General features: G+C 67.6%; 22 protein-coding genes. 13 read left to right on the top strand and 9 right to left on the bottom strand.

The window, feature by feature from the left end; translation table 11 throughout:
* The first annotated feature begins 64 nt into the window (after window positions 1-64).
* The 9 genes from ASC65_RS04195 to ASC65_RS04150 all read left to right on the top strand — a co-directional run bounded on the left by ASC65_RS04195 (window position 65) and on the right by ASC65_RS04150 (window position 9,015).
* A complete protein-coding gene (locus tag ASC65_RS04195) occupies window positions 65-2,221 on the top strand; it encodes a RelA/SpoT family protein (protein WP_268750052.1) in 2,157 nt (718 codons plus the stop codon).
* Window positions 2,218-3,039 carry a TIGR00730 family Rossman fold protein gene (locus tag ASC65_RS04190; protein ID WP_056449818.1) on the top strand — a complete coding sequence of 274 codons (822 nt, stop codon included), beginning with the start codon at window positions 2,218-2,220 and terminating at the stop codon, window positions 3,037-3,039. Before ASC65_RS04195 ends, ASC65_RS04190 begins: the two co-directional genes overlap by 4 nt.
* 10 nt (window positions 3,040-3,049) lie before the next feature.
* Window positions 3,050-3,640 carry an orotate phosphoribosyltransferase gene (gene pyrE, locus ASC65_RS04185; RefSeq protein ID WP_056449816.1) on the top strand — a complete coding sequence of 197 codons (591 nt, stop codon included), beginning with the start codon at window positions 3,050-3,052 and terminating at the stop codon, window positions 3,638-3,640.
* 3 nt (window positions 3,641-3,643) lie between these two features.
* A complete protein-coding gene (locus ASC65_RS04180) occupies window positions 3,644-4,393 on the top strand; it encodes a pyridoxine 5'-phosphate synthase (RefSeq protein ID WP_056449813.1) in 750 nt (249 codons plus the stop codon).
* Window positions 4,390-4,791: a holo-ACP synthase gene (gene acpS / locus ASC65_RS04175; protein WP_056449811.1), complete on the top strand. Its 402-nt coding sequence runs from the start codon at window positions 4,390-4,392 to the stop codon at window positions 4,789-4,791. Before ASC65_RS04180 ends, acpS begins: the two co-directional genes overlap by 4 nt.
* Window positions 4,792-5,329: 538 nt before the next feature.
* Complete coding sequence (lepB, locus tag ASC65_RS17515) at window positions 5,330-6,115, top strand: signal peptidase I (protein ID WP_056449807.1); 786 nt, start codon at window positions 5,330-5,332, stop codon at window positions 6,113-6,115.
* The gene (gene rnc, locus ASC65_RS04160; RefSeq protein ID WP_056449805.1) at window positions 6,115-6,831 is read left to right on the top strand and encodes a ribonuclease III; all 717 of its coding nucleotides are present in this window, start codon (window positions 6,115-6,117) and stop codon (window positions 6,829-6,831) included. The genes lepB and rnc overlap by 1 nt, the downstream gene beginning before the upstream one ends.
* A complete protein-coding gene (gene era, locus ASC65_RS04155) occupies window positions 6,828-7,775 on the top strand; it encodes a GTPase Era (protein WP_056449803.1) in 948 nt (315 codons plus the stop codon). Before rnc ends, era begins: the two co-directional genes overlap by 4 nt.
* A gap of 4 nt (window positions 7,776-7,779) precedes the next feature.
* Window positions 7,780-9,015: a serine hydrolase domain-containing protein gene (locus tag ASC65_RS04150; RefSeq protein ID WP_056449801.1), complete on the top strand. Its 1,236-nt coding sequence runs from the start codon at window positions 7,780-7,782 to the stop codon at window positions 9,013-9,015.
* Between the two features lie 102 nt (window positions 9,016-9,117).
* On the opposite strand, the gene ASC65_RS04145 is transcribed toward ASC65_RS04150, so the two are convergent.
* From ASC65_RS04145 to ASC65_RS04110, 8 genes are read right to left on the bottom strand one after another with little or no spacing between them, the layout of a single operon-like run.
* Window positions 9,118-9,777: a dihydrofolate reductase family protein gene (locus ASC65_RS04145; RefSeq protein ID WP_056449799.1), complete on the bottom strand. Its 660-nt coding sequence runs from the start codon at window positions 9,775-9,777 to the stop codon at window positions 9,118-9,120.
* A 24-nt stretch (window positions 9,778-9,801) separates the two neighbouring features.
* Entirely contained in the window at window positions 9,802-10,752 is a 951-nt protein-coding gene (locus ASC65_RS04140) for an alpha/beta fold hydrolase (protein WP_056449797.1), read from the bottom strand.
* A gap of 13 nt (window positions 10,753-10,765) precedes the next feature.
* On the bottom strand, window positions 10,766-11,146 hold the full coding sequence (locus tag ASC65_RS04135; protein WP_056449795.1) for a DUF1801 domain-containing protein: 381 nt from the start codon (window positions 11,144-11,146) through the stop codon (window positions 10,766-10,768).
* A gap of 1 nt (window position 11,147) precedes the next feature.
* Complete coding sequence (locus ASC65_RS04130) at window positions 11,148-11,636, bottom strand: SRPBCC family protein (RefSeq protein ID WP_056449793.1); 489 nt, start codon at window positions 11,634-11,636, stop codon at window positions 11,148-11,150.
* Window positions 11,637-11,693: 57 nt separating this feature from the next.
* Window positions 11,694-12,134: a VOC family protein gene (locus ASC65_RS04125; protein ID WP_056449791.1), complete on the bottom strand. Its 441-nt coding sequence runs from the start codon at window positions 12,132-12,134 to the stop codon at window positions 11,694-11,696.
* 23 nt (window positions 12,135-12,157) lie between these two features.
* Entirely contained in the window at window positions 12,158-12,640 is a 483-nt protein-coding gene (locus ASC65_RS04120; RefSeq protein WP_056449789.1) for an SRPBCC family protein, read from the bottom strand.
* A 43-nt stretch (window positions 12,641-12,683) separates the two neighbouring features.
* A complete protein-coding gene (locus ASC65_RS04115) occupies window positions 12,684-13,187 on the bottom strand; it encodes an SRPBCC family protein (protein WP_056449787.1) in 504 nt (167 codons plus the stop codon).
* Complete coding sequence (locus ASC65_RS04110) at window positions 13,171-13,518, bottom strand: ArsR/SmtB family transcription factor (RefSeq protein WP_056449785.1); 348 nt, start codon at window positions 13,516-13,518, stop codon at window positions 13,171-13,173. The genes ASC65_RS04115 and ASC65_RS04110 overlap by 17 nt, the downstream gene beginning before the upstream one ends.
* A 117-nt stretch (window positions 13,519-13,635) precedes the next feature.
* Between ASC65_RS04110 and ASC65_RS04105 the strand changes: the two genes are divergently transcribed.
* A complete protein-coding gene (locus tag ASC65_RS04105) occupies window positions 13,636-14,124 on the top strand; it encodes a nuclear transport factor 2 family protein (RefSeq protein ID WP_235561385.1) in 489 nt (162 codons plus the stop codon).
* Window positions 14,125-14,136: 12 nt separating this feature from the next.
* On the opposite strand, the gene ASC65_RS04100 is transcribed toward ASC65_RS04105, so the two are convergent.
* Window positions 14,137-15,096, bottom strand: a complete 960-nt coding sequence (locus ASC65_RS04100) for a hypothetical protein (protein ID WP_056449781.1) — start codon at window positions 15,094-15,096, stop codon at window positions 14,137-14,139.
* 176 nt (window positions 15,097-15,272) lie between these two features.
* On the opposite strand from ASC65_RS04100, the gene recO reads away from it, so the two are divergent.
* The 3 genes from recO (at window position 15,273) to ASC65_RS04085 (ending at window position 19,160) form a co-directional block, all read left to right on the top strand.
* The gene (gene recO / locus ASC65_RS04095) at window positions 15,273-16,004 is read left to right on the top strand and encodes a DNA repair protein RecO (protein ID WP_056449779.1); all 732 of its coding nucleotides are present in this window, start codon (window positions 15,273-15,275) and stop codon (window positions 16,002-16,004) included.
* Between the two features lie 284 nt (window positions 16,005-16,288).
* Entirely contained in the window at window positions 16,289-18,490 is a 2,202-nt protein-coding gene (gene parC, locus ASC65_RS04090) for a DNA topoisomerase IV subunit A (RefSeq protein WP_056449777.1), read from the top strand.
* A 97-nt stretch (window positions 18,491-18,587) separates the two neighbouring features.
* The gene (locus tag ASC65_RS04085) at window positions 18,588-19,160 is read left to right on the top strand and encodes a LemA family protein (RefSeq protein ID WP_056449775.1); all 573 of its coding nucleotides are present in this window, start codon (window positions 18,588-18,590) and stop codon (window positions 19,158-19,160) included.
* Window positions 19,161-19,165 lie beyond the last annotated feature (5 nt).

Here is a 19,165-nt window from a genome sequence, read left to right as displayed (position 1 = left end):
TGCGAATCTGAATGAGCCGGACGGCGAACGTCCGGCGGTTGAAGCACCCGAGCCCAAGGCGCGGGTGCTTCGTCAATTCGAGCTGGTCGAGGCGGTTCGGGCCTACGACCCGACCGCAGACGAGGCCCTGCTGAACAGGGCCTATGTCTACGCCATGAAGATGCACGGCTCGCAGCTGCGGGCCTCGGGCGATCCGTATTTCGCCCATCCGATCCAGGTCGCAGGCATCCTCACCGACTACCGGCTCGACACGGCGACCATCGTCACGGCCCTGCTGCACGATGTCGTCGAAGACACTTCGGCCACCCGGGACGACATCGCCGGCATGTTCGGCGAGGAGATCGCCGTCCTGGTCGAGGGCGTCACCAAGCTGAGCCGGCTGGAACTCCAGGCCGAGCACACGCGCCAGGCCGAGAACCTGCGTAAATTCATCCTGGCCATCTCCAAGGACGTGCGCGTCCTGCTGGTGAAGCTGGCGGACCGTCTGCACAACATGCGGACGCTGAAATACGTCAAGCCGGAGAAGCGCGAGCGCATCAGCCGCGAGACGCTGGAAGTCTATGCGCCGCTGGGCCGCTCCATTGGCATCCACTCGATCGCCACCGAGCTGGAAGAACTGGCCTTCGAGCATCTGAACCCGACCGCCCGCACGGCCATCGAGCGCCGCCTGGAGGCGTTGAAGCTGGAGCACGGGCGCGCCATCGACGGCGTGTCGAGCGAAGTCGAACGGGTCCTCGCCGAAGCCGGCGTCAAGGCCAACGTCTATGGCCGCCAGAAGACGCCGTACTCGATCTGGCGCAAGCTGCAGCGCAAGTCCGTCGGCTTCTCATCCCTGTCGGACATCTACGGCTTCCGCGTGATCGTCGAAGCCGAGGACGACTGCTATCGCGCCCTGGGCGTCATCCACCGCGCCTGGCCGATGGTGCCGGAGCGGTTCAAGGACTTCATCTCGACGCCCAAGTCGAACAACTACCGCTCGCTCCACACCACCGTGGTCGGACCGTCGGGCCTGCGGATCGAGATGCAGATCCGCACCGAGGCCATGGACCGCGTGGCCGAGGACGGCGTGGCCGCGCACTGGGCCTACAAGAACAAGAGCTATGGCTTCGACAAGGAGGCCATGGAGCGGGACGGCGGGCGCGATCCGCTGCAGAACCTGCGGCACCTCGTGCAGGTCATCGAGCACGGCGAGGGCGGCGAGGACTGGGTCGAGCACGCCAAGCTCGAGATGTATCTCGACCAGGTCTTCGTCTTCACGCCCAAGGGCGCGCTGATCACCCTGCCGCGCGGCGGCATGCCGCTGGACTTCGCCTATGCCGTCCACACCGAGGTCGGCGACACTGCGGTGGGCGCCAAGATCAACGGCGAGTTGAAGCCGATGCGGACCCAGCTTCAGAACGGCGACGTGGTCGAGATCATCCGCGGCGCCAAGCGCGAGATCCCGGTCGACTGGCGCTCGCTGACCGTCACCGGCCGCGCCCGTTCGGCGATCCGTCGGCATATCCGTACGTCGGAGCGCGGCGAGTTCCAGAAGCTGGGCAAGGCGACGCTCGAGCAGACGCTGGGGCGGGCCGGCAAGAGCCAGGCCGACGTCACCCTGCGCCCGGCCCTGGAGACGCTCGGCTTCGCCGGCGACGAGGACCTGTTCGAGGCGATCGGACGGGGTCGTCTGTCGGCGGCGAAGGTCGGCGAGACTCTGTTTCCGGCGCTTAAGGGGCGCCTGAAGGCCGGGCCCGATCGCAAGCGCATCGGCGACGATCAGGCGCGGCTGTTCGTGCGCGGCGGCGGCCTGACCCCGGGCGTCAGCGTCCACTTCGGCCACTGCTGCTCGCCCGTGCCGGGCGACCGCATCGTCGGCATCCTGGAGCCCGACGTCGGCCTGACGGTGCACACCATCGACTGCCAGCGCCTCGCCGACTTCGCCGACGACGATTCCGTCTGGCAGGACCTGCAGTGGACGCCCCAGGCGGAGCAGGGCGCTGTGGCTGCGGCGCGCATTCGGGCCACCATCAAGAACGCCCCCGGCGTGCTTGGCCAGGTCGCCACCATCATCGGCGAGGCCGGCGGCAACATCCTGAACCTGGTGATGAGTCACCGGCAGCAGGACTTCTTTGATGTCGATATCGACATGGAGGTCGAGGACGCCAAGCACGCCACGGCGATCATGGCGGCGCTGCGCACCAATCCTTCCGTCGACACCGTGGAGCGGGCTCGGGGGTGAGCGAGCCTGATCGCCTCGCCAACAGCGCCCAGCTGGACTCGCCGTCCTATCGGCTGGCGGCGCTGGACCAGGATTTCCTGCTCGGCGATTCGATGCGCGGCGTGCGCTTCCTGATGGAGTACGCCAAGGCGGAGGAGGCGCTGCGGGCGTGGGGCGTGCGCTCGACGATCGTCGTGTTCGGAGGCGCGCGAGTGCGTGAAGGCCAGGCCGGCAAACACGGTCACTGGTACGAGCAGGCGCGGCTGTTCGGCCGGATCGCTTCCGAGCGTGGCGGGGCCATGCGCGGCACGATCGGCCAGCCGCGCGATAATGTGATCGCCACCGGCGGCGGGCCGGGGATCATGGAGGCCGTCAACCGCGGCGCCTCCGAGGTCGGCGCCCCCTCCATCGGTTTCAACATCACCCTGCCGCACGAGCAGGAGCCCAACGCCTGGTCGACGCCGGAGCTGACGTTCCGCTTCCACTACTTCGCCATGCGCAAGATGCATTTCGCCATGCGCGCCAATGCCCTGGTGGTTTTTCCGGGCGGTTTCGGGACCTTTGACGAATTGTTCGAGATCCTGACCCTACGCCAGACCGGGAAGGAAAAGGCGATCCCGATCGTGCTGGTGGACAAGGCCTACTGGACTTCGGTTGTCGGCTTCGACGCCCTGGTCGAGAACGGCATGGTGGCGCCGGAGGACCTGGATCTGATGAGCTTCGCCGAAGACGCGGAGGGCGTCTGGGCGGAACTTCTGGCCCGTGGGTTGCGCCCCGGCGAAGAGAGCGTACCTGATCCCCACCAACCCGCCCTTCAAAGCGAGGCCGTGACGGGGTAGGGGAAGCGCCATGACCTCTGAAGACGTTCTCCAAGAATTCCGCGACGCCGGCGCCCTGCGCGAAGGCCACTTCGTCCTGTCCTCCGGCCTGCACAGCCCGGTCTTCCTGCAGAAGAACCTGGTGTTCATGAACGCCGAGCGCTGCGCCCGCCTCTGCAAGGCGCTGGCCGAGAAGATCACCGCGGCCGTCGGTACCGTCGACGTGGCCATCTCACCGGCCGTCGGCGGCATCATCCCGGGCTACGAGACCGCCCGCTGGCTTGAGGTCCCCTCGATGTACGTCGAGCGCGAGGGCGGCGAGTTCAAGCTTCGTCGCGGCTTCCATGTCGAGCCGGGCCAGAAGGTGGTCATGGTCGAGGACATCGTCACGACGGGTCTGAGCTCGCGCGAGTGCATCGAGGCCATCCGCAAGGCCGGCGGCGACGTGATCGCGGCGGCCTGCATCGTCGATCGCTCGGGTGGCCGCGCCGACGTCGGCGTGCCGCTGATCGCCCTCGCCACCTTGGACGTGCCGGCCTATCCGGCCGACGCCCTTCCGGCTGATCTGGCGGCCGTGCCGGTCGAGGACCCGGGCAGCCGGCGGCTGGCGAGCAAGGGGTAAGGCATGTCTGGACGGGTCAGGCTGGGCGTCAACATCGACCACGTGGCGACCGTTCGGAACGCCCGTGGCGGCGTGCACCCGGATCCGGTCCGCGCCGCGCGCGAGGCCCTGGCCGCGGGCGCCGACGGGATCACGGCGCACCTGCGCGAAGACCGTCGGCACATCACTGACACCGACATCGAAGCCCTGAGCGATCTGTGCGCCGAGGCCGGACGGCCCCTGAACCTCGAGATGGCCGTCACCGACGAGATGCTGGCCATCGCCCTGCGGCACCGTCCCCATGCGGCCTGCCTGGTGCCTGAGCGGCGCGATGAGGTCACGACCGAGGGCGGGCTGGCGGTCGCCGGTCATGAAGCGCGTATCGGCCCAGTCGCCAAGGCGCTCGCGGACGTGGGCGTCCGGGTGTCGCTGTTCATCGAGCCGTCCATCGAACAGGTCGAGGCGGCCCACGCGGTCGGGGCCCAGGTCGTGGAGTTCCATACCGGCCGCTACTGTCACCTGTCCGGAGATGACCGGGCTATCGAGTTCGACAGGCTGCAGGCTGCAGCCAGCCGGGCTGTCGATCTGGGCCTGGAAGTTCACGCCGGACATGGCCTCGACTACGAGACCGCCGCCGACATGATGGGCATCGCTGAGGTCCGCGAACTCAATATCGGCCATTTCCTGATCGGCGAGGCCGTCTTCGTGGGTCTGACCAACGCCATCCACCGGATGCGCGCCGCCATGGATCGGGCCTGCGAGGCGACGGCATGATCATCGGCGTCGGCACGGACCTGTCGGACATCCGGCGCATCCAGAACTCGCTGGATCGGTTCGGAGACCGCTTCAAGGAGCGCTGTTTCACCGAGCTGGAGCGGCGCCGTTCGGATCGAAAGCCCCAGCCCGCCTGGAGCTACGCCAAGCGGTTCGCAGCTAAGGAGGCCTGCGCCAAGGCGCTGGGCACGGGCATGCGGGCGGATGTCTACTGGCGCGACATGGGCGTGGCGAACCTCCCGTCCGGCCAGCCGACGATGGTGCTGACCGGGCACGCGGCCGAGCACCTGGCGCGTCTGACGCCGTCCGGGTACGAGCCGAAAATTCACCTAACGCTGAGTGATGAGCATCCCTATGCGCTCGCGTTCGTGGTGATCGAAGCCTTGCCGATATCTTAATCACGTTATACCGCTTGCGGCTTGAAGACCGCGCGCAGCGGCGGGGGATAGGTTCAAGATGAGCGACGAACACAAGCCGCACGACGATCATGGCCACGACGCCGGCCACGGCGCCGGCCACGGGCACGACGATCACGGGCACGGCGACCACGGCCATGACGCCCATCCGGCGGAGCCGCATCACGCCGCTGATCACGGTCACGGCGACGCTCACGGCCATGCCGCGCACGACGCGCACGGGGATGACGTGCACGCTCATGACGCCCACGGCGACGATGGACACGGCCATGACGCTCACGGGCACGATGCGCATGCGTCCCACGCCGATGATCATGGTCACGGTCACGAGGCTCACGCTCATGACGCCCACGGCCATGATGACCATGGCCACGCGGGCGCGTCGCACGACCACGCGCCGGCGCACGACGACCACCATGCGCCGGCCGTAGCCGTTGCTGCCGCCGCAGCCGCGACCGCCGCCGCCGCGGGCTCGAAGAAGCCGGTCTGGAGCGACTCCGGCGACGCGCCGTTCGAGGACGTGGACTCTACCCCGGTCTACGCCCGCGGTAAGGGCAAGAAGGGCAAGAAGGGCGGCGGAGGCAACGAGACCTTCGAGATCATCAAGACGATCGTCTTCGCCCTCCTGATCGCGCTGGTTCTGCGCATCTTCCTGTTCCAGCCGTTCACCATTCCTTCGGCCTCGATGGAGCCGAACCTCTATGAGGGCGACTACATCGTCGTGTCGAAGTGGAGCTACGGCTATTCGAAGCACTCGATCCCGTTCAGCCCGCCGCTGTTCGAGGGCCGCATCTTCGGCCAGTCGCCGAAGCGGGGCGACATTGTCGTCTTCAAGCTGCCGCGCGACAACAAGACCGACTACATCAAGCGCGTGATCGGCCTGCCGGGCGACAAGGTGCAGATGATCAACAACGTCCTGCACATCAACGGTCAGCCGGTGAAGGATGTCGTGGTCAGCGAGGCCGACCTCACCAACATGTACGGCATGCCGCTGATCCAGGCGCGTGAGACCACGCCGGAAGGAAGGTCGTTCACTGTGCAGGACTTCGGCCCGGGCAACGACCTGGACGACACTGTCGAGTTCGAAGTCCCGGCCGGTCACTACTTCATGATGGGCGACAATCGGGATAACTCGCAGGACAGCCGCATGGACGCGTCGTCGGGCGTGGGCATGGTTCCGGCGGAAAACCTGGTCGGCAAGGCCGAGATCATCCTGTTCTCGTGGGAGCCGGGCGCCTCGCTCTGGAACCCGGTGAGCTGGTTCTCGAAGGTCCGCCCGAGCCGGTTCTTCAACGTTCTCCAATAATGACTGACCGGCGCGCCGAAGCGGTCGCCGTCCTGGCGCGCAATCTCGGTCACGAATTCCGCAACCCGGCTCTGCTCGAGCAGGCCCTCACCCACGCCAGCGTGGGGGAGGGGGCGGAGCGCGACGCCCGGGGCCGGCCGTTCCTGGACAACCAGCGGATGGAGTTCCTGGGCGACCGGGTGCTCGGCCTGCTGGTCGCCGACCGCCTGATGCGCGACCTGCCGTCGGCCGACGAGGGCGAGATGTCGTCGCGCCTGCACGCCCTGGTCGACAAGGCCGCCTGCGCCCGCTGCGCCGAAGCGCTGGGGGTCGGACCGGCCATGCGGCTGTCGCCCGGCGAGGCCAAGCAGGGCGGGCGCCGTCGCGAAGGCGTTCTGGGCGACGCCATGGAGGCGATCCTCGCCGCGGTGTGGCTGGACGCCGGGATCGAGGCGGCCCGCGTCGTCTTTGAAAAGGCCTGGGCGCAGGAGTTGGCCGCGCCGGCGCGCAAGTCGCTGACCAACCCGAAATCGGCCCTGCAAGAGTGGGCCCTCGGGCAGGGACGACCGCTCCCAACCTACCGGATCGTCGAACGGACCGGCTCGGACCACGCCCCGACATTCACAGTCGAGGCAAGCGTTGCCGGATATGCGCCCTTGACCGCACAGGGGCGATCGCGTCAGGACGCTGAGAAAGCGGCCGCTACCGGCCTGCTGCAGCGTGAAGGCGTGATTTGACCGACCAAGAAAACCAGCGGGCCGGCTTCGCCGCGATCATCGGCGCTCCCAACGCCGGCAAGTCCACGCTGGTCAATCGTCTGACCGGAACCAAGGTCTCGATCGTCACCCAGAAGGTCCAGACCACGCGCTTTCCTGTGCGCGGCATCGCCATGGAAGGCGACGCCCAGATCGTGCTTGTCGACACGCCCGGCATCTTCACGCCCCGCCGTCGCCTGGACCGCGCCATGGTCGCCTCGGCGTGGGGTGGGGCCGAGGACGCCGACGTGGTCGTACACCTGATCGACGCCGCGTCGCACATCGCCGCCGAGGGCAAGGACGGCACGGCCGCGGACCGCCGCTCGGCCGAGGACACTGAGACCATCATCGCCAACCTCAAGGCGACCGACACCAAGGTCATCCTGGCCCTGAACAAGATCGACGGCATGCGCCGCGACACCCTGCTGGCGCTGTCGCATCAACTGTTCGAAACCGGCGTCTATTCGGAGGTCTACATGATCTCCGCCCTCAGCGGCGACGGGGTCGACGACCTGAAGCAGCGGCTGGCCATGGCCATGCCGGCAGGGCCTTGGCTCTATCCAGAAGACCAGTCGGCCGACGTGCCGATGCGCGTCCTGGCGGCCGAGATCACCCGTGAGAAGGTCTATCTGAGGGTTCACGAGGAGCTGCCCTATTCTGCGGCGGTCGAGACCACTTCGTTCGAGGATCGCGCCGACGGCTCGGTGCGCATCGAGCAGACCATCTATGTCGAGCGCGAGAGCCAGCGGCCCATCGTGCTGGGCAAGGGCGGCCAGACCCTGAAGTGGATCGGCCAGAAGTCCCGCGAAGAACTGAACCTCCTGCTGGATCGCCAGGTCCACCTGTTCCTGACGGTCAAGGTGGACCCGAAGTGGCAGGATTCCCGCGCCCTCTATGCCCAGTTCGGGCTGGATTACGACGTCTAGGCCTTTGTACAACGTTCCCCGTCACTCGGGCGGCCACCCTCGCCTGACGATCGCCGTCATCGTCGGCCTGGTGTTGCTGGTCGTCGGGACCGTCGCCTGGTTCACGGTTCGCCCCCAGCCGCAGTTCGAGACCGCCGCGGCGGCCGAGCCGCCGGCGCCGCGGCCGCCGCTTGTCGTCATCGAAGCCCTGCCGCACCTGAAGGCGCAGCTTGATCGCTGGGGGCCGACGGGCCAGTTCACGGGCGGCATCCTGGTGGCCAAGGGCGACCAGGTCCTCTATCGCCAGGTCTATGGCGACGCCGACCGCAGCCTCGGCAAACCGCTGGCGCTGGATTCGCGTTTCCGCCTCGCATCTGTGAGCAAGCAGTTCACCGCGGCGGCCGTCCTGCGTCTTCAGGACGAGGGCGTGCTGTCGGTGGATGATCCGGTATGCAAATGGATCCAGCCGTGCCCGGCCGCCTGGGCGCAGATCCGCCTGCATCACCTGCTCTCGCACAGCTCGGGCATCCCCGACCTGATGGCCCGTCCGGGCTGGGGCCTGCGTCGCGTAACCCCGGCCACGATGGAGGAGTTGACCGCAGACTCTGAGCGCTATCCGCTTCAGTTCGCACCCGGCACAAAGGTCTCGTACAACAACGCCGGCTTCAATCTGGCGGCCGCCGTGGTCGAGAAGGCCTCGGGGATGCCGATCCAGGATTATCTCCAGAAGGCCTTCTTCAAGCCGCTCGGCATGGCCGATACGGGCTTCGACGACGGCGTCTCCGGCGTGGTCATGGGCTACGCCAACCTGGAGGGCGGGCCGACGCCGCAGCCCAACGCCAATGTCAGCATCATTCCGGGCGCCGGCGCCCTCTATTCCACCCTGGACGACCTGCTGGTCTGGGAGCGCGCGCTCCACGGCGGCAAGCTGCTGACTGCCGAGAGCTACGCCCAGATGATCGCCGACCATGCCCCGGCGGATACGCCCAAGGAGCGCGGCCGCCCGCGCCGGGACTGGGGCTACGGCGTCTTCGTAAACAGCATCGGCCGACGCGTGACGCCTGACTTCCTCGATCGCCAGATCTTCCATACAGGCAGTTGGTCGGGCTTCCGGAACCTCATGACCTACCAGCCGGACGAGGACGTCACGGTGATCGTGCTGTCGAATAATTATCACCAGCGCGACGTCGTCTTCCTGCTCTCGCAGCAGGGCATGGCCGAGGCGTTGGGAAGGCCGGTTCCGGTGTCGATGGCGCGTTGAATCGGGCGCTATATGCTCGACATCGAAAACCGACGATAAGCGCTACAAATCGCGAGTCACCGGCGACAGGCCGCGACTGCCGCTACATCCGCGACAGAGTCGCTAGCCCTCGCGGGACATCCGGGCGCGGCGTTCCAGTTCGGCCGGGGAGGGCGGGCCGTCCTCGAACGTGCCGGTCGGCACCTCGCCGCCCAGGCGGTATTCGCTGACCACCACCCCGGAGGCGGTGCGTGTGCTGTCGATCAGGCTGAAGGCCCGTGGCTGGGCGGCCTCGTCGAAGAAGCGCTTGCCGCGACCGAGCACGATCGGGAAGGTCAGCAGGGTCAGGCGGTCGATCAGCCCGCGCGCCAGCAGGGCGTGCACGACCTCGCTGCTGCCCTGGATCAGCAAGGGCGGGCCATCCTCCTGCTTCAGCCCCGCCACCGCGTCAGCGACATCGCCCTCGAGCCGGACGGATCTGACCCAGGAAAGCGGTTCGTCCGCTCCGGCGGCCACGTATTTGGTGCAGGCGTTGAACTTGCGGGCGATGTCATCGTCCCGCTGCGGCCAGTAGGCGGCGAAGATCTCGTAGGTCTTGCGGCCCAGCAGCAGGTCGTAGCGCTCGCCCATGGCCCGATCCATCAGTTCGCCGCCCTTCTCGTCGAACCAGGGCCAGACCCAGCCGCCGTAGTCGAAGCGGGCGGTGGGATCTTCTTCGGGGCCGCCGGGGGCCTGCATGACGCCGTCGAGCGAGACGAAGACGGCTGCGGTCACGGTGCGCATTTCGATATCTCCTTGGCGTACGGATCAGAAGAAGCCCGGGGGCGGGGGACGGGTCTGGTCGTCTAGGAACGGCAGGATCATCGCCGCCAGCAGGCCCGGATCGCCGAAGACCTCGACGTGCGAACTGCTCGGCAGGATGGCGAGGCGCGCTGGAGGCGGTTCCATAAGGAACGGCTGGGACGCCCGCGCCGTGTCTCCGCCGCCGCGCAGCCGGTACAGCTCCACGGCGTGTTCGGGCCGCACGATGTCGTGGTCGCCGATGATGATGAAGGTGGGCGAGGTGAGGGCGCGAATCTGCTCCGCCGGCCAGTCCTGGCCGCGGTCCATGACCTTGATCTTGTTGACCACCGAGGGGAAGGCGTCCGGGTCCGGCGCCAGCCGCTTGAACTCCGCCTCCATGACCGAGCCGGCGAACACCTGCGGAGTGATCTGGTCCATCATCTCGGAGAAGCCCGGTAGGTTGCCCGCTTCATTGAAGCTGACCGAGGCCAGAACAAGGTGCTTCACCCGCTCCGGGTGACGGAGCGCCAGCTGCAGGGCCGCGCCCGCGCCCATCGAATAGCCGACGACATCGGCCTGCGGGACTCCGGCGTCCGCCAGCACGGCCGCGGCGTCGTCAGCCAGGGTCTGATAGGTGATTGGGCCAGGCAGGTCGCCGGTGCGCCCATGGCCGCGCTGGTCGATCACGATCAGCGGACGGTCGGTGATCAGTTCGGTCAACGGGTTCATCGCGTCCGACGACATGAAGGCGCCGTGCAGCACCAGCACCGGCGTCTTGCCGGAGGTCAGGTCGCCGTGGACGAAATAGCGGACCTCGCCGCCCTCGACCGAGGCGGAAGCATCGCGCGGCGCCTTGGGCGAGGCGGTGACCGCCGGTGCGTCCGAGGCGGGCTTGGTCTCGGCTGTCTGGGCGGCGGCGGGGCTCGCCAGCAAGGCGACTGCGCCGAGAATGACGATCGGAGGGAGCGGATTCATAAGCGCTTCTCCTTCAGGGGCGGTCGGGGCGGCCCAAGTCCGCGTTTAGCCGCAGGGCCTCGCGGGTGAGGTTGGTGATGATGGCGGCGTCGAGGTCGTCGCCCTCGCGCAGGTCGAGGGTGGCCATCTCGTACTTGCCGCCGGGCTTGAGCCGGGGCTCGATGTCGCGAAGCCGCCGGCCGCGCCAGAAGCCGAACAGCACGCGTTCGTCCTCGGCGCGGATGAGCATGGCGGGGCCGTTCGCCAGGTAGACGATGTGGCCCCATTTGATCACTTCGTCAGCGTCGCCCGCCGAGCGGACGCCGGCGCGCAGGTGCTCCACGAGGTCCCGTCGCCATCCGTCCAGCGCGGCGACGTAGGCGTCGGGGCTGGGGGCTGGGACGGTCTTGCGCATGTCAGTCGCCGCCGCGGACAGACATGATGCGGGCTTCGAGCTTGTTCAGGCTGCCGGTCCAGCCTGCCTTCATCCCGCTGAGCGGCCCGATCGCGGTCTCGTCGGCGGAGAGGACCACGGCGTCGAGCCGCTGAATGGTGCGGCCCTCGACCTCCTCGAAGGTGATGGTCTGTTCGACCTCGAACCAGATTGAGCCGTCCGGGTGATTGACCCAGGTGCGGGTGACCAGGCGCTCGGGCTCGTCCAAAGCGATGAACCGGCCGTCGAAGGGATGGTCCTCGCCGCCTGGGCCGCGCATGACCATGTGGATGGCGCCGCCCGGGCGGACGTCCATCTGCACCACCGGCGTGGTGAAGTGCTCGGGCGCCCACCAGACGGCGACGTGGGCCGGGTCGGTCCACATCTTCCAGACCAAGGCGCGGGGCGCATCGAACTCGCGCACGATGGTTAGTTTGATCAGCTCGGCAGGGATCGACGCGGCGATGGTCATGCGCGGCTCCATCGGTCAGGGAAAAAAGAGGGCGGCGGGGCGGCCGTCCGCTCCGGATCAGCCCTTGGGCTGCCAGCCTTCGGCGGGGATGGTGTTGACCATCCACGGCACGCCGAACTTGTCGATGAGGTTGCCGTAGCCCGGCGACCAGAAGGTCTCGGAGAAGGCCATCACGACCTTGCCGCCTTCGGACAGTTCCTCGAACCAGCGCCTGGCCTCGGTCGCGTCCTTGGTATGCAGGGTGACGTCGAAGCCGTTCTTGGGCTTGTCGACGTTCGGAGCCCAGTCGACATCCATGTCGGCGCCCATGATGGCCTGGTCGCCGACCTGCAGCCAGGCGTGCATCAGCCAGTCCTTGTACTGCGGGCCGACGGGCATGTCGGGCGGACCCTCGCCGTAGGGGAAGGCCGATGTGATCTCGCCGCCGAGGACCTTGGCGTAGAATTCGAACGCTTGGCGGCACTGGCCCTGGAAACTCAGGCTGGTCACGATCTGCATGGTCGTCTCCTCTTCGTTTTTCGTCAGGTCTCGTTCTTGTTGGTGGCCAGCCAAGCCTCGAGGCGGTCCGCGGTGCTGTTCCAGCCGTGGCGGTGGCCCGTCAGGCTCTGTTCGGACTTCAGGCCCTCGTGGACGAAGTCCATGCGGGTCTGGCCGTCGTGGGTCTCGGTCAGGGTCAGGGTGACTAGGGTGTCGACCGGAGGCCCGTCCTCGTGGCTCTCGTCCCATTTGAAGGTGAAAACGAGCCGCTCGGGCGGGACGATCTCGCGATAGACCCCGCCTTGCCACAGGTCCTGGCCGGTGTCCGGCGACCGCAAGCAGGCGCGCCACTCGCCCCCGACACGCAGGTCCTGCTTCACGCTGACCGCCGGCCACTCGACCGGACCCAGCCACAGAACCATCGCCTCGGGCGTCGTCCAGGCCCGCCAGACCAGCGCGCGCGGCGCGTCGAAGATGCGCTGCATGTGCAGAGTCGGTCGGCTGGCGAGGTCTTCAGCGAGGGTCATGCGCGGGCTCTCGGCGGGATCCGGTCGGCGGTCGGGGAGGGGGTCAGTGGGTCTTCAGCAACTCCGCGAGCTGGTCGGCGCACGTGCCCCAGCCCTCGTGGAAGCCCATGGCTTCGTGCTGCTTCATAGTCTCCGCGTTCCAGTGACGGGCAGTGGCGACGTATTGGGTCTTGCCGTCGTCGGTGGGCGTCAGTTCGACGGTCGCCACCATGAACGGCTGGCCCGCCGGTTTCCAGTCCGGCGTGAAGGCGTCGGTCGTGATCCAGCGGCGGTTCGGGATCGCCTCCAGGAAGACGCCGCTGTTCGGGAAGCGCTCGCCGTCGGGGCCGTGCATGACGAAGTTGAACACGCCGCCGGGACGGGGGTCGACCTGCACGTCGGAGATGCGCCACGGGCGCGGGGCGAACCACTGCTGCAGCAGTTCGGGCGTCATCCAGGCCTTCCAGATTTGTTCCGGGGAGGCGTCGATGGTGCGGCGCAGGGTCAGCGAATGCTCGTGCGCGACGCCATCGGTGTTGCAGGGGTTGCTCTCAGTTTCGTGGGTCACGGGGGTCTCCCTTCTGGATCTTCTTCAAATAGGCGTCGAGACGATCGAAGCTGGCGTCCCAATAGCGGCGGTAGTGCTCCAGCCACTCGGCGACGCTCTTGAGGGCCATCGGCTCCAGGCGGGCGGGCCGCCACTGGGCCTCGCGGCCGCGGCTGATCAGCCCGGCCTTCTCCAGCACCTTGAGGTGTTTCGACACGGCAGGGAGGCTCATGTCGAAGGGCTCGGCCAGGTCGTTGACGCTGGCCTCGCCTTCGCACAGCCGGGCCAGGATCGCCCGACGGGTCGGGTCGGCCAGGGCGGCGAATTTGGCGGAGAGGGGATCGGTCTGCATCGGGATGCTTCGTATCTAACTGAGAAGTTAAATGCTCCGGATCGCGGGAGTTGTCAACCGTTCGGTTAAATAGGCTCTCAGCCGACATTGTTCCCAGTCGGCGCTGTCCGCTCTAGCGTGGCTGGAAACGAGGAGTTCGAGATGAGCCTGCTGCTGACCGCCGTCGCCGCCCTGGCGCTGCAGAGCGCGCCCGATCCGGCCGAAGCCGAGGTGGCGGCCGTCCTCGACCAGATGAACGCGGCCTCGAGCGCGGCGGACGGAGCGGCCTATTTCGCCCTGTTCACCCCCGACGCGCGCTTCATCGGCACCGATGCGACGGAGCGTTGGTCGATGGCGGAGTTTCGCGCCTTCGCGGAGCCGTTCTTCGCGCGCGGACGGGGCTGGAGCTATCCGGCGCGCGACCGGGTGATCACCATCGCGCCGGTCGAATGCCGCTGCATCGCCTGGTTCGACGAGGACCTGGACAACGAGGGCTACGGCCGGACGCGCGGCTCGGGCGTGCTGCGCCGCACCGCGGACGGCTGGAAGATCGAGCAGTACGTGCTCAGCTTCGCCGTGCCGAACGAGCGGTCAAAGGCCGTGGTCGAGGCGATCCGCGGCGAGTGACGCCCCGCTTGTTCAGCGTCCCCGTTCGGCGGCGTCGAAGATGATGCGGTCGATGCCGGCTTCGGTGCGCGCATCGAGCTGGCGGATCTCGGCGTAGACCTTGTCATGCTCCACGACGGCCGCGTTGCGTTCCCGCTGCATGGCTTTGAGGCGATTCAGCAGGGCGGAGCTGTTCACCGTCGCGCCGCCGTAGGTCGGCCGCCATTGCCCGCGGTTGGCCAGCAGAACGTCCAGTTCTTGCTCGTGCAGGGTGATCATCCGCTCCTGCAAGCTGAAGACCTTGTCCATCAGCGCCTTGCGTTCGACCCGGGTCGTGTCGAAGCGGACCAGAACGGCCTCGCGATCGGCTTCGCCGACGATCGACTTGGCGAAGAATGCCCGCGCCTCATCCTGGCCCTTGTCGTAGTCGGCGCGGGCGGTGGCCAGCAGGTCCTTCTGGCCATCGATGACCTTGCGCGCCTGCTCGACGCCTCCGGGGCGGGAGAGGGTGTAGGTGTCGACGCCCTGGTTGCTGAGCAGCATGTACATGCGGCGAGCGTAGTCGTTCTCGGCCTTTCGGGCGGCGATGCGCGAGCGGTTGAGCGAGTCGCGCAGACGCAGCTCGTAGCCGAGGCGGTCGGCCTCCACGCCTCGGGCCACGGCCATCGGGGCGATGGCCAGGGCGCAGACGGCGACCAGAATGGAGGTCCAGGTCATGGCCCCATGACGCCCGCCAGGCGCCAGGATGGTCGTGTTGAGGACCATGCCCAGGGTCACGCCGACCAGCAGGGCGGGGATGAGGATATTGGACGCGGTCTTCACCCAGACCATGGCCCGTCCGCCCGAGGTCCCGTCGCCGAGCAGAACTCCGCTGGCGTACGGTCCGACGAAATAGCCGATGGCGGCGGCGAGGACGACGGCCGCAAAGACGAACGGCCAGATTGGGAGCTGGGACTGCCAGGTGGCGCGACGGCGAGTGGTGAACTTGTCCATGGGTCTTTCTCGACGGCTCAGGTGCGCGTGTGCGGACGCGCGGACGAGCGGGAGACCGAAATGACAGACACTGGACGCCCCCCGGCGCGATACGCGAATGCAAACGAAAGTTAACGTAGAGGTTGGGGAGCGGCAAGGCGCTGGCGTGGGCGACGGGGGATGGCTAGGTCTGGGCCATGGATTTCTCCGACGACGCCTTCGTGCTGGCCGCCCGCGCCCATGGCGACACCGGCGTCATTGTCGAACTGCTGACGGAGGCGCACGGCCGGCGGGCGGCCTATGTCGCCGGCGGGGCGTCGCGGAAGATGAAGCCCTTCCTGCAGGCGGGCGCGCGGGTGGCGGTCGAGTATCGGGCGCGAACGTCGGATCATCTGGGGTCCGCGAAGCTGGAGCCGATGGGGGAGGGGCCCAGCGCCCTGTTCGATGACCCACTGGCCTTGACCGGCCTGGCCGCCGCCGCCGCTGTGGCCCAGGGCGCCCTGCCGGAGCGGGAGCCGCACCCGGGCGCCTTTCTGGCCTTCGAGGCGATGATGAGCGCCTTCGCCATCCCGGACGTGTGGCCGGCGGTGTTCGTGCGATTCGAGGCGGGACTGCTGGAGGACCTGGGCTTCGGCCTCGATCTGAGCCGATGCGCCGCCACCGGCTCGACCGACGATCTCTGCTGGGTCAGCCCGCGCACCGGTCGCGCCGTCAGCCGAGAGGCCGGGCGACCCTACGCCGACAAGTTGCTGAAACTGCCGCCCTTCATGCTGGGGGCCCAGGCGGGCGTAGGCGAGGGGGACATCGGGGCCGGCTTCGACCTGACCGGCCACTTCCTTGAGCAGTTTGTCTTCCATCCGCTGGACCGGCCGCTGCCGCCGGCGCGGGTCTGGATGATCGACAAGCTGCGGGAGGCTGGACGGCTCTAGCCGCGGGCGAAGGCGTCGAACTGCCTAGAGGTGGGGGCGGCTCTCGCAGGTGTCGCCGACCGCGATGCGCTTCTCTCGAGAGACCCGGTCCACGTCGACGTCCGTCCCTTCAGTCGGGCCGAACCCCTGCGCGCCGGAATTCGGCGCTCCATGGCCGATCACCCGGACGCCGAGCCTTTCGATCTGGGGACAGAGTCCGATATGTCCGGAAAGTCCGCTGAAATTCACGGCGGACCGGACTCTGGCGACTAGACTTCCGAGTTCAGATTTCCGATTCGGACCCAATGAGCATCCACACGCCTCCGCCCGAGGGCGGCCGCATCGTCGACGAACCGATGAGCGAAGCGCTGTCCAAGCGCTATCTCGCCTACGCCCTGTCGACCATCACCAACCGGGCCCTCCCGGACGTCCGCGACGGTTTCAAGCCGGTGCACCGGCGCATCATGTACGCCATGCACCAGATGCGCCTGAACCCGCAGGCCGCGGCAAGGAAGTGCGCCAAGGTCGTCGGCGAGGTGATGGGCAGCTACCATCCGCACGGCGACGCCTCGATCTATGACGCCCTGGTCCGCCTCGCCCAGGACTTCGCCCAGCGCTATCCGCTGGTCGATGGGCAGGGCAACTTCGGCAATATCGACGGCGATAACGCCGCCGCCATGCGCTACACCGAGTGCAAGCTGACCGCGGCGGCCGTGCTGCTGATGGAAGGCATCGATCAGGACTCGGTCGACTTCCGGCCCACCTATGACGACCAGGACGAAGAGCCGGTCGTTCTACCGGCCGGCTTCCCCAATCTGCTGGCCAACGGCTCCTCGGGCATCGCCGTCGGCATGGCCACCTCGATCCCGCCGCACAACGTCGGCGAGCTGATCGACGCCTGCCAGTTGCTGCTCGAGCGCCCGGAGGCGACGACCGAAGAGCTCGCGACCATCGTGCCGGGGCCGGACTTCCCGACCGGCGGCGTCGCGGTCGAAGGCCACGCCTCGATCCTGGAGGCCTATGAGACCGGCCGCGGCGGCGTCCGCCTGCGCGCGCGCTGGGAGACGGAGGACCTGGGCCGCGGCGTGTGGCGGATCATCGTCACCGAGATGCCGTATCAGGTGCAGAAGTCGAAGCTGATCGCCGACCTCGCCGACCTGATCGAGAACAAGAAGGCCCCGCTTCTGGCCGACGTCCGCGACGAGTCGGCGGAGGACATCCGCCTGATCCTCGAACCGAAGTCTCGGACGGTAGAGCCTGAAGTTCTTATGGAAAGCCTGTTCAAGCTTTCCGATCTGGAAGTCAGATTCCCGATCAATATGAACGTGCTGGATGCGACCGGCACCCCGCGGGTGATGGGACTGAAAGCCTGTCTCCAGGCCTTCCTGGACCACCGCCGCGAGGTCCTGATCCGCCGCGCCCAGTGGCGCATCGAGCGGGTCGAGAAGCGACTGCACCTGTTGGAAGGCCTGCGCATCGTCTTCCTCAACCTGGACGAGGTGATCCGCATCGTCCGCGAAGAGGAACAGCCCAAGGCCGTCCTGATCGCCCGGTTCGGCCTCACCGAGATGCAGGCCGACTATATTCTCGACACCCGCCTGCGTCAGCTGGCGCGGATCGAGGAGATGGCGATCGAGAATGAATTCAAGGAGCTGTCAGAAGAACTTGCCAACCTGCAATCACTGTCGTCGTCGCCGGCGAAGCAGTGGAAGCAGATCGGCAAGGATCTCGAGGCCGTGCGCAAGGCCCTGGTCTCTCCGCGCCGCACCACTATCGCTGAGGCCGTCGACAGCTCGGCCTTCGCTCCGGTCGAGGCCTTCATCCCGCGCGAGGCGATCACCGTCATCCTGTCGGAGCGCGGCTGGATCCGCGCCGCCAAGGGCAAGGTCGAGGATCCGTCGGAACTGAAGTTCAAGGAGGGCGACAGCCTCGCCTTCCTGGTGTCCGGTTACACCACCGACAAGCTGCTGGTGGCGGCCTCGGACGGACGCATCTTCACTGTCGGCGCCGACAAGCTGGCCTCCGGCCGCGGCCATGGCGAACCCCTGCGCCTGATGATCGACCTCGACGAGAAGGCCGAGATCATCAACATCCTGGCCCATCAGCCGGGCGGCAAATTGCTCGTGGCCTCCAAGGCCGGCTACGGCTTCGTCGCCCCAGAGGATGACCTGTTGGCCCAGAAGCGCGGCGGCAAGCAGGTGCTGAACGGCGACATGCTGGCGGCGATCCGGGTCACCGGCGATCACGTCGCGACCATCGGCGACAACATCAAGGCCCTGATCTTCCCCATCGCCGAACTGCCCGAGATGGGCCGCGGCAAGGGCGTGCGCCTGCAGAACTACAAGCAGGGCGGCCTGGCCGATGTGTCGGTGTTCAACGCCGAGCAGGGACCGGAGTGGGTCGACGGCGGCGGTCGCCGTCGCAACTGGCCCGACTGGAAGGAGTGGTTGGGCAAGCGCGCCCAGGCCGGCCGCCAGGGCCCGCGCGGCCTGCGTAAGTTCCGTTAGGTTGAAAACGGTGAAGCTGGCGCCGATTTCATTTCGGCGCCGGCCCGTCCGGCCTCATAATCAGCCTTGGCCCTAGGGGCTGTGTTTGGAGACTGAAATGCTCGTCACCCTGATCGTCATCGGCGTCATCATCGCCGTTGTCCTGCTGGTCGTCGTCGGCGCCTACAACAAGCTGGTCGCCCTGGATCAGCGCGCCGACCAGTCGTTCGCCGATATCGACGTGCAGCTGAAGCAGCGGCAGGACCTGATCCCGAATCTGGTCGAGACGGTGAAGGGCTACGCAACGCACGAGCGCGGCACCCTGGACGCCGTGACCGCCGCCCGCGCCGCCGCCGCCGGGGCCACTTCGGTCAATGACAAGGTCGCCGCCGAGAACATGCTGACCGGCGCCCTGGGCCGCCTGTTCGCAGTCGCCGAGGCCTATCCGGACCTCAAGGCCAACACCAATTTCCAGCAGCTGCAGATGGAGCTGTCGGACATCGAGAACAAGCTGGCCGCGGCCCGTCGCTTCTTCAACAGCGCCGTGGGCGAGTTCAACGCCGTTCGCCGTCAGTTCCCGACCGTCCTGTTCGCCGGCATGGTCGGCTTCGGCTCGGACAAGCCCTTCTTCGACTTGGGCGAGGCCGATCGCGCCGCCATGAGCGCCGCCCCGCCGCAGGTGAAGTTCTAAATTAT

The sequence above is a fragment of the Brevundimonas sp. Root1279 genome (assembly GCF_001425945.1).
In the GTDB taxonomy this organism is placed as follows: domain Bacteria; phylum Pseudomonadota; class Alphaproteobacteria; order Caulobacterales; family Caulobacteraceae; genus Brevundimonas.
The sequence above is the reverse complement of the archived record's forward strand: the minus strand, read 5'-3'. Positions and strand labels throughout refer to the sequence as shown.